Below are 1,926 nucleotides of genomic sequence, written 5' to 3' on the forward strand. Positions count from 1 at the left end.
AAGGGGGTTTGCAGCCTCAGCCCTCGCGGAATCACCGCCCGTCGTCCCCCGCCCTCCGGCGGAACTACCGTCCGCTGCCTCGCCCTCCGGCGGAAACGCCTTCCGTACCCCTCAGGCCCCGGCGGAATCACCGCCCGTCGCCCCCGGCCCCGCAGCGGAATCACCACCCAGCGCCTCAGACCCCGCAGCCGCACCCCTCCCGGAATCGCCGACCACGACCTCCGGACCCCCGGCAGAGGTACCGCCCGTCGCCTCCGCAGCGGCAACACCTCCCGCCCCAGAACCGCCAGCGGCCCTCCGCACCGGCAACGGATACGGCGGGGGAGTGCCGCCGAACTCCGGGCACACCGCCTGGTGGTCGCACCAGCCGCACAGCTTGGTCGGGCGTGGGCGCCAGTCGCCCGTTTCCGTGGCCAGCCGGATCGCCTCCCAGAGGGCCAGCAACTTGCGCTCGACCCGCTCCAGGTCGGCGACGACGGGGTCGTACGTCACCACGTCCCCGCTGCCCAGGTACACCAACTGGAGCCGCCGCGGGACGACCTGTTTCAACCGCCAGACCACCAGCGCGTAGAACTTCATCTGGAACAGCGCGCCCTCGGCATACTCAGGCCGCGGCGCCTTGCCCGTCTTGTAGTCGACGATCCGCACATCGCCCGTCGGCGCCACATCGACCCGGTCGATGATCCCGCGCAGCTTCAGTCCCGAATCCAGCTCGGCCTCGACGAACATCTCCCGCTCGGCGGGCTCCAGTCGCGTCGGATCCTCCAGGGAGAACCACCGCTCGACCAGCCGCTCCGCCTCCCCGAGCCACCGCGTCAGCCGCTCGCCCTCCGGATCGTCGGCGAACAGCTCCACGACCTCCGGCCGGGACTCCCGCAGCCGGTCCCACTGCCCGGGGATCAGCGACTTGGCCCGTGGCGCCGTACGCTCGGCCGCCGGCGCGTCGAAGAGCCGCTCCAGCACCGAGTGCACCAGCGTTCCCCTGGTCGCCGCCTCGCTGGGCTTCTCCGGCAGCCGGTCGATCACCCGGAACCGGTACAACAACGGGCACTGCATGAAGTCACCGGCACGCGAGGGCGACAACGAGGCAGGCGCTATGGCGACGCGCTCGACCACGCCCGCCGTTCCCGTCCCCACCGTCACCGCCGCGGTCGGTCCCGCCGCCGCGCCCTCGTCGCCGACTGTCCCCGCGACGCCCTCCGCACTCGTCTCCATGCCCACAGACCTTACGGCCCGCCACTGACAGTGACCCGATCCCGGCCGACGTGCCCGCGACGGCCGGGGAAACGCGGGGGGTGCCGGGGCGGAACGCGTCGCGACCGCCGCATACCATCGACCCGAGACCCCTCCGCCCGGCTGGCGCGGAGGATGCTTCGAACGAGGGGACATCGTGGACGAGAGCGGCGGGAGCGGGCAGCCGCGGTCCGGCACCAACGAGCCGACCGAACACGCCACGGGTGCCACGACCCCGGCCGTCGACCCCGGAACCCCCGAACCCAAACCCGACGACTCCGACCACCAGCGGCCCGAGACCCCCACCCAGGAGCACGGGAACACGGACACACCGTCCGAGGACCACGGGACCGCGCCCGAGCCGCCCGAGGACCGCACGGACACGATGTCCGCCGAGCCCAGGGCCACGGGCACGTCGTCCGAGGACCACGGGGACGCGAGCACATCGGTCGTCGAACACACCGCACCGGCCGACAGCCCGAAGCCGGCATCGCCGTCCGAGACGTCAGAGACCTCCGAGGCTCCCGTGCCCAGCCGTACGGAGACGGAGGGCACGTCCGCGCCGACCCCCGCTCCAGCGCCCGCACCGCACGCGCACCTCAACGGCGAGCCGAAACGTGACGCCGCCCCCACGGACAACGACCACACCCCCAGCCACCTGAACCTCCCCTACGCCCACACCAACCCCGAGAC

The 1,926-nt window shown here is 72.8% G+C and carries 1 protein-coding gene and 1 pseudogene; one reads left to right on the forward strand and one right to left on the reverse strand.

Features of this window, described 5'->3' with window-relative positions; translation table 11 throughout:
* Nucleotides 1-111: 111 nt before the first annotated feature.
* A complete protein-coding gene (locus JHN63_RS50550; RefSeq protein WP_200691861.1) occupies nucleotides 112-1,215 on the reverse strand; it encodes a RecB family exonuclease in 1,104 nt (367 codons plus the stop codon).
* 175 nt (nucleotides 1,216-1,390) lie between these two features.
* On the opposite strand from JHN63_RS50550, the pseudogene JHN63_RS50555 reads away from it, so the two are divergent.
* Nucleotides 1,391-1,926, forward strand: a pseudogene (locus JHN63_RS50555) (hypothetical protein); the annotation flags it as partial.

Origin of the sequence: Streptomyces sp. MBT65, from assembly GCF_016612545.1 — a bacterium.
GTDB lineage: Bacteria > Actinomycetota > Actinomycetes > Streptomycetales > Streptomycetaceae > Streptomyces.

What these genes read in the sequence shown, in the direction of transcription:
- JHN63_RS50550 (WP_200691861.1), bottom strand. Translation starts at nt 1,215, where the DNA reads ATGGAGACGAGTGCGGAGGGCGTCGCGGGGACAGTCGGCGACGAGGGC.